Origin of the sequence: Streptomyces sp. DI166, assembly GCF_900091315.1 — a bacterium.
Lineage (GTDB): Bacteria > Actinomycetota > Actinomycetes > Streptomycetales > Streptomycetaceae > Streptomyces > Streptomyces fuscus.
The window spans coordinates 22,279-28,786 of the sequence record NZ_FLSP01000103.1 but is presented as its reverse complement, the minus strand read 5'-3'; the positions used below and the strand labels follow the sequence as shown (position 1 = coordinate 28,786).

The 6,508-nt window shown below is 75.2% G+C and carries 3 protein-coding genes; 1 reads left to right on the top strand and 2 read right to left on the bottom strand.

Going from position 1 to position 6,508, the window contains the following annotated elements; all coding sequences use genetic code 11:
• On the bottom strand, positions 1–1,320 hold a 1,320-nt coding region (locus tag GA0115233_RS33745; RefSeq protein ID WP_093724145.1), incomplete at its 3' end, for a diacylglycerol/lipid kinase family protein.
• A 67-nt stretch (positions 1,321–1,387) separates the two neighbouring features.
• Positions 1,388–3,343: a sigma-70 family RNA polymerase sigma factor gene (locus GA0115233_RS33740; protein ID WP_093724146.1), complete on the bottom strand. Its 1,956-nt coding sequence runs from the start codon at positions 3,341–3,343 to the stop codon at positions 1,388–1,390.
• A gap of 133 nt (positions 3,344–3,476) precedes the next feature.
• On the opposite strand from GA0115233_RS33740, the gene GA0115233_RS33735 reads away from it, so the two are divergent.
• Positions 3,477–6,479 carry a hypothetical protein gene (locus GA0115233_RS33735; protein ID WP_093724144.1) on the top strand — a complete coding sequence of 1,001 codons (3,003 nt, stop codon included), beginning with the start codon at positions 3,477–3,479 and terminating at the stop codon, positions 6,477–6,479.
• Positions 6,480–6,508 lie beyond the last annotated feature (29 nt).

Genomic DNA, 6,508 nt, shown 5'->3' with positions numbered 1-6,508 from the left:
GCGCGCGGTGCGCCCGACGGTCGCCGCGAGCTTCCGGAGCCGGCGCCAGTCCAGGGCCGGGTCGCGGCGGGCGAGCCCGGGGCGGTGGCGCGGAACCCGGACCCGCAGGGCGCCCGGCTCGATACGGCAGCGGACCGGGGAGGGGAGCACGAGCCCTTCGCCGTCCAGACCCACCTCGACCTCCGGCCCGTCGGACTCGACCACGACCTCGCGCGCGGTGAGCACGGTGAGCCCGGCCGGGGCCGGGTCGAGTACCAGCGCGGCGGCCTCGGCCGCGTTCTCCACCCGGACCCCGAGCATGCCGAGCATGCCGGTGTCGAGCCGGTCGCGGCGGCCGAAGCCGAAGGGGTCGCCGGTCCGGTAGGGGTTGTTGCTCACCAGCACGGCCTGCGGGGCGTCGAGGGTCGTGTCGCCCGCGCGGGCGGTCAGCCGCGGCCCCTGCTTCCCGGTCAGCAGGTCGGGCAGCAGCTCCAGGCTGGTGCCGAGCTTGTCCGCGCGGTACGACGGGCTCTGCACGATCGCCGCGTACGCGCCGAAGGAGGCGTTGTTCACGAACGGCCGGTCGTTGGCGAAGCCAAGGTCGACGCGCAGCTCCACGCCGTCGGTCAGCGCGTCCAGGCAGGTGGTGGGGTCGTCGCGGTCCAGGCCGAGGTCGAGGGCGAAGTGGTTGCGGGTACCGGCGGTGACGACCAGGAACGGGATGTCGTGCTCGGCGGCGACGGCCGCGACCAGCGCCTGGGTGCCGTCGCCGCCCGCGACCCCGAGCAGGTCGGCGCCCGCGGCCACGGCGCCACGGGCCAGCTCGGTGACGTCCTGCTGCTTCTCCGGGTCGAGGACCACCACCCGGGCGCCGAGCCGCTCGGCCCGCTCCTTCAGCCCGAACCGGCCGACCTTGCCGCCGCCGGAGCGCGGGTTCATGATCAGGAACGGTCGCGCGGGCGGCGGGCACCGGCGCTCCCGCACCCGGTGCGTCCCGGTGCCGCGCAGGGCGTACCGGCCCAACCAGACGGCCAGGGCCCACAGCGCGACCGCCACGGGCAGCGCCCAGAACAGGGTCACCGCGAACAGGGCGACCACGCACGCCGGAACGGTCAGCACGACCAGCGCCGCCACCCCTCGCAGCGGGCCCCTCAGGGTCAGCGTCCACCACACGGCGGCCACCGTGACGACCACGCCGAAGGCGCCGCCCACGAGCATCAGCACACCGCCGACACCGCCGTAGGCCAACGGCACGAGCAACGCGAGCCCGGCCGCCGCCAGCGACCCCCTGGCGGCCCATCGCTGCACGCGGTAGCTGCGCCCGCTCACGTCGTCGATCACTTGGCCATCGTAGGGGCGATCGAGCCGTGTGACACCGGCGCCGAGGGCGGCCGGCAGCCGCCGTGGATCAGCGGCCCAGGAGGCGGCGCTTCGCCTCCGCGAGCGTGCGGCCCCGGTACAGCACCCGGAACCGGTTCTCCTCCAGCACGACCGTGACCGTCTTTCCCGCGTAGTGCGCGCCGACGGCGACGGTCTGCAGGTCCACCCGGATACGGCCGGTGGGGCCGACCCTGCGGGACACATGGACCTGGCCCCGCGGGAGCCGGACGGACCCTGCGGGGGCGGGACGGGCCTTGGGCGGGCGTGGGTGGTCCGGGTCCGCGGGGACGTGGGCCGGGTGGCGGCGTGGGGCCGCCGCGATGGGGCGGCCTTCGAACAGGACCCGGAACCAGTCCTCCTCCAGCAGCACCGTGACCCGCTCGCCGATGTAGCGCATGCCCACGTCGATCGTCTGGTAGTCGACCTGGATCCGGCCGTTGTGGTGGACCTTGCGGGTCACGCACAGTTCGTCGGCGAGGTCGGGCGGCTCGTCGGGGGACGGGGACGGCGCCGGGGGCGGGGTGGGCTCGGGGCGGGGAGTCTCCTTCGGCTTTGGCGCGGGCGCGGGCGCGGGCGCGTGGGTGTGAGTGTGGCGCAGGGTGCGTTCGCGCAGCTTGCTCATGGCCATGGATTCGATCTGGCGGATGCGTTCCCTGGTGACCCCGATGTCCTGGCCTATCGCGTCCAGGGTCAGCTGGGGGCCGCCGTCGAGGCCGTAGCGCAGGGTCATCACCCGGTGTTCGCGCTCGCTGAGGCAGTCGAGGATCTTGTGGACCTGCTCCGGGGACAGGTCCTTGTAGTAGGCGTCGGGCTCGGGCCGGTGCGGGCCGTCATCGCTGCGGTCGGCCTCCTCGTGCAGGGCGTCGTCGCCTATCGCCTCGGTCAGTTCCTCGAACGGGACGATCCTGCGCACCCGCGACAGCAGTTTGTGCGCCTCCTCGACCGTCGTTCCCGCGCGGGCCGCGACCGTGGGCAGGTCGTCGTGGGGCGAGTCGAGGTTCAGGTCCGTGGCGGCCCGGTGGAGCGCGGTCAGGGTGTCATGGGCGTGCACCGGGATCCGGACCGTGCGGCTCTGGTCGGCGATCGCGCGGAGGATCGTCTGCCGGATCCACTGGACCGCGTACGTCGAGAACTTGAACCCCCTCTCGTGGTCGAACTTCTCGATCGCGTGCAGCAGTCCGAGGTTGCCCTCCTGGATCAGGTCCATGAGGTCGAGCCCGCGTCCGGTGTAGCGCTTGGCGATGCTCACCACCAGGCGGAGGTTGCCGTGGGCGAACCCCGTCCGGGCCTGCTCGCCGAGGCGGACGAGCCGTTCGAGCTCGACGCGCAGCTTCGGGGCGAGCCTCGCTCCCGGCTCCTCCAGCTTTTCGCGGGCCAGGAGACCCGCCTCTATGGCCTTGGCCAGCTCCGTTTCCTGCCGGTGGGAGAGGAGGGGGTACTTGCCGATGGCCTTGGTGTAGGTCTTGAGGGGGTCGTGGACCGCCTGGTGGGTCGGGGACTCGTCGGGGTCCTCGGGGTCTACGGAGTTCTCACGGCTCGGGCTCTTCGGCTTGGGAGCCGCGGCCTTCGGTGCCGGGGGCGGCGGCGCGGCCGGGGCCGGTGCCTGCTCCGGGCACAGCGTGCGGAGCGTCAGTGCCGTCAGGTCCAGGCGGGCGTCCGGCGGCAGCTCGATGGTGAAGCGCGGGCCCGGCTGGGTGGGGATGGCGGGGAGCGGATCGGCGACGGGGGCCTCTTCCGGAGCGGCGGGTGGCTCCTCCGGTGCGGCCGGCTCCTCCTCCGGTACGCCGAACATCGCCCGCACATTGGCGGGCAGCGTGACGCCCTCCCGGGCCACCCGTCTCAGCGCCTCGGCGAGCAGCGAGCGGTCGACGCCGATCACCAACTGCCGTACCGCCAACGGGGTCAGGGTCCGCTGCGGTCCCGCCGCCGCCAGCAGACGCGCGTGCAGCGCGGCCGGCGATCCCGCGTCGACCTCCGTCGTCATGACCTGCCCCCCGAGTCCGAACAGCGGTGCCACCTGCGGATTCCCTGTGGAACCTGCGTGAAGGAATGGTAGAACGGTAAACATCAGCCGGTCCGTGCGGCAAGGACGCGTGGGCCGGGCGGGGAGGGGAAACATGCTGGTGGATCCGGCGCGGCTGCTCGACGACTGTGAGCGGGCGTGGCGTGAGGCGGGGGAGCCGTCGCCCGGTGCCGGGCCGGAGTCCGTGGTGCGGCGGACCGCCCTGGTGCTGGAGGCGCTGGTGGCCCACGCGCTGCTCGCCGCCCGCTCGGACGTGCCCCCGGACACCGTGTTCGCGCGCTGGCCGGCCTGCACGGTGCACGCCGTGGCCCTCGGCGGGCCCGTCGGTCTGGCGCGCTCGCTGTCCGAGGCGCGGGCGCGGGTCGTCGCCGCCCGGCCCGATCTGGACGGTCCCGCCACGGACCTGCCGGTCGCCGGTGCCCGCTGGATCGCGGCGGCCGAGGAGTCGGCCCGGGCCCTGGGCTGGAGCTGGCGTCCGACGGCTGCCCCGGTCACCCGCGACCCCGCGACCCCGACGGCGATCGCCCCGCCCGAACTCCGCCTCGGCCCCGGCGCCGGCAGTGTGCTGCTGACCCTGCCCGGCGGCCCGGACGCGAACTGGCGCCTGGCCGCCGACGGCGAGTCGGTCACCGCCGCCCCGCCGCACTGGGTGCTGCCCGGCCCCGTCCGCCGGGTCGAGGCCACCGACCCGGCCGGAACCACGCATGCCGCGACCGTCGTCGACCCGCACACGGTCCTGCTGGCGTTCGCCGCCGACGGCCACCGCGTCCCGCCCGACGAGCCGCTGCCCGCCGCCGAACTCCACCTGCTGCACGTGGGCGCCCTGGAGACCGAGGGCGGCCGGGCGGCGGCCGTCGAACTGCCCACGCCGTACGGCTGGAGCGGCTGGACCCTGAGCAAGGTGTCCTTGGCCGGTGTGACACGTGTCCGTGCCTCCGGGGCGGCGCCCGGCCGGTGGCTGGACGTGGCCGTGGGACGGTCGTTCGGCTGGGAGGGCGGCGCGACGCTGCCCTGGATCACCGGTGACGACGGAGCGCCGGTGTGGCAGCGGCGGCCCGCGCTGCGGCTCCGCCGCCGGCCGGGGGAGCAGGAGGCGCGGGACTGGCAGGTCGAGGTGCGCCGTGTTGGCCGCCCCGGGGAACTGGCCCGCCTCACCGGGGCGCCCGGGGCCCTGGTCGACCCCTGGCAGCACATACCCGGGCCGCTGGTGGGGCCGTACGAGGTCCTCGTCCACCGGCCCGGGCGGCAGCGCGGCATGCGCAGACTAACCGCCTTCCTCGCCGAGGGTGTCGAGGCCGTGCCCTCCGCCGAGTGGCGGCTGCTCGCCCCGAACGGCGGACTCGCCACCGCCAGGCTCGACCTGCGGGCCCAACGGCCGGTCACCGTCTCCGAGAGCGCGGTGCGGTTCGCCGCCCACGAGATCTCCCGGGACCTGGTCCTGCGGGACGGGATCGACGCGTTCCGGGTACGGGCGTTCGTCCCGCACTCCGAAGTGCGCCTGGAACTCGACGGGCGGCCCCTCACCTGGTCCGTGCGGCCCCTCGACATCGATGCCACCGACCTGGCCCGGGACAGCGCCCTGACCGTGCGCCTGCCCGAGCAGGCGGTGGCGGTCACCCCGGAACTGGCCCTCGTCGTCGAGGGCGCGACCCTGCACACCCTGCGGCCCGAACGCCGCACCCGGGCCCGCAAGGGCGACCTGCGCTACGCCCTCGCCCCGCTGACGGACACCGTCCGTGACTGCGCCAAGGCCGAACTGCGGCTGCTGGTCGCCGGGCAGAGCGTGCACGTCGCCACCGTCCGCACCCAGCCCATCGCGGAGTCCGTCACCCCGGACGGCACCGGACTGCTCCTGCGCGGACTGCGCCACCCCGGCGAACTCACCGCCCGCGTCCACTCCGTCCTCGCTCCCTGGCGCACGCCGCTGTCCGTACCGGTTGACGACGACGGCCGTATCCCGCTGCCCGCCGCCTGGCGGTCGGCCGGGCCGCTCGTCGTCACCCTGCGCGCGGGAACACCCCCGGCCGGTCCCGCGCCCGTCTGGCCGCGTCTGCGCGACCGGGACACCCTGGTGCTGCGGCGCTCCCCGTGGACCGCCGAGGTGGTCGAGGACACCGCCGCCACCAGGACCACGCAGTACCTGGCAGGTCACGGCACACTGCCCCGGGGCGCCGACGCCGTGCCCTACCAGTGGATCGTCGCCGCCCGCGGACGGGACCTGCAGTCCTGCGGCGCGAAGGAGACCGCACCCGCCGAATGCCTAGCCGCCCTGGGCGAGGCGGGCGCCGACGCGCTGCTCGGCGCCGCCGAGAGCGCCCTGCGCTCCGGGGAACTGGCCGCCGCCCTCGTGGGCAGCGGGCTGGCCGCCCTGCGCGTCCGCGAGGTGGCCGACCCCGTCGCCGTACGGCCCGTCTGGCGGCGCGCGCCGATGTGCGCGCTGCTCCTCACCGCGCCACTGATGCCGTACCTGTCCGGCGATCCGGCGTACGACGTCGACGAGTTGTACCCGGAGGAGACCGAACTGCTCGGCGAGGTCGGACAGTTCCTCGGCGAGACCGGTACGGCGCTGCTCACCGGGCACGCGGACCCGAGCCGTACCGTCGGCCGGTTCGACGCCCACGCCCGGGCGCTGCACGAACTCCCCGAGATCCAGCAGCGGGCCGTGTGGCGCACCGCCCGGGTGGTACCGCGCGGCCTGCTCGACACCGACACCCGGGCGGAGGCCGCCTGGCAGGCGTTCGGTGAGCGGCGCACCCTTCAGTACTTCGCCGAGCGCGAGGAGTTCGGGGAGTGGATGGACGCGGTCGAGCTCTTCCTCGACGACGGACACCCCGCTCTGGCAGGGGCGTTCGGTGACCGCGGGCCCGGCCCGCTGCACGGGCGGGAGGAGAGCTGGATGCGCGTACCGCAGTTCTCCCTCGGGTGCGCGCTGATCGCCCGGCTCGCGGCGGCGGGTGACGCGCGGGCCGCCAAACTGGAGCGTGGGCTGCGGCCGTTGTGGACCTCCGTCGCCGCCCACGCCCCCGACCTCACGGCCGTGGACCTCGCCCTCGCGGAATGCCTGGTCACCGCCGAGGCCGTACAGGCCACCGGCTGAGCCGCCGACTTCCCCTTCAGACAGCCGTC

Coding starts and splice junctions, on each gene's coding strand:
- GA0115233_RS33740 (WP_093724146.1), bottom strand. CDS start 3,343: ATGACGACGGAGGTCGACGCGGGATCGCCGGCCGCGCTGCACGCGCGT.
- GA0115233_RS33735 (WP_093724144.1), top strand. CDS start 3,477: ATGCTGGTGGATCCGGCGCGGCTGCTCGACGACTGTGAGCGGGCGTGG.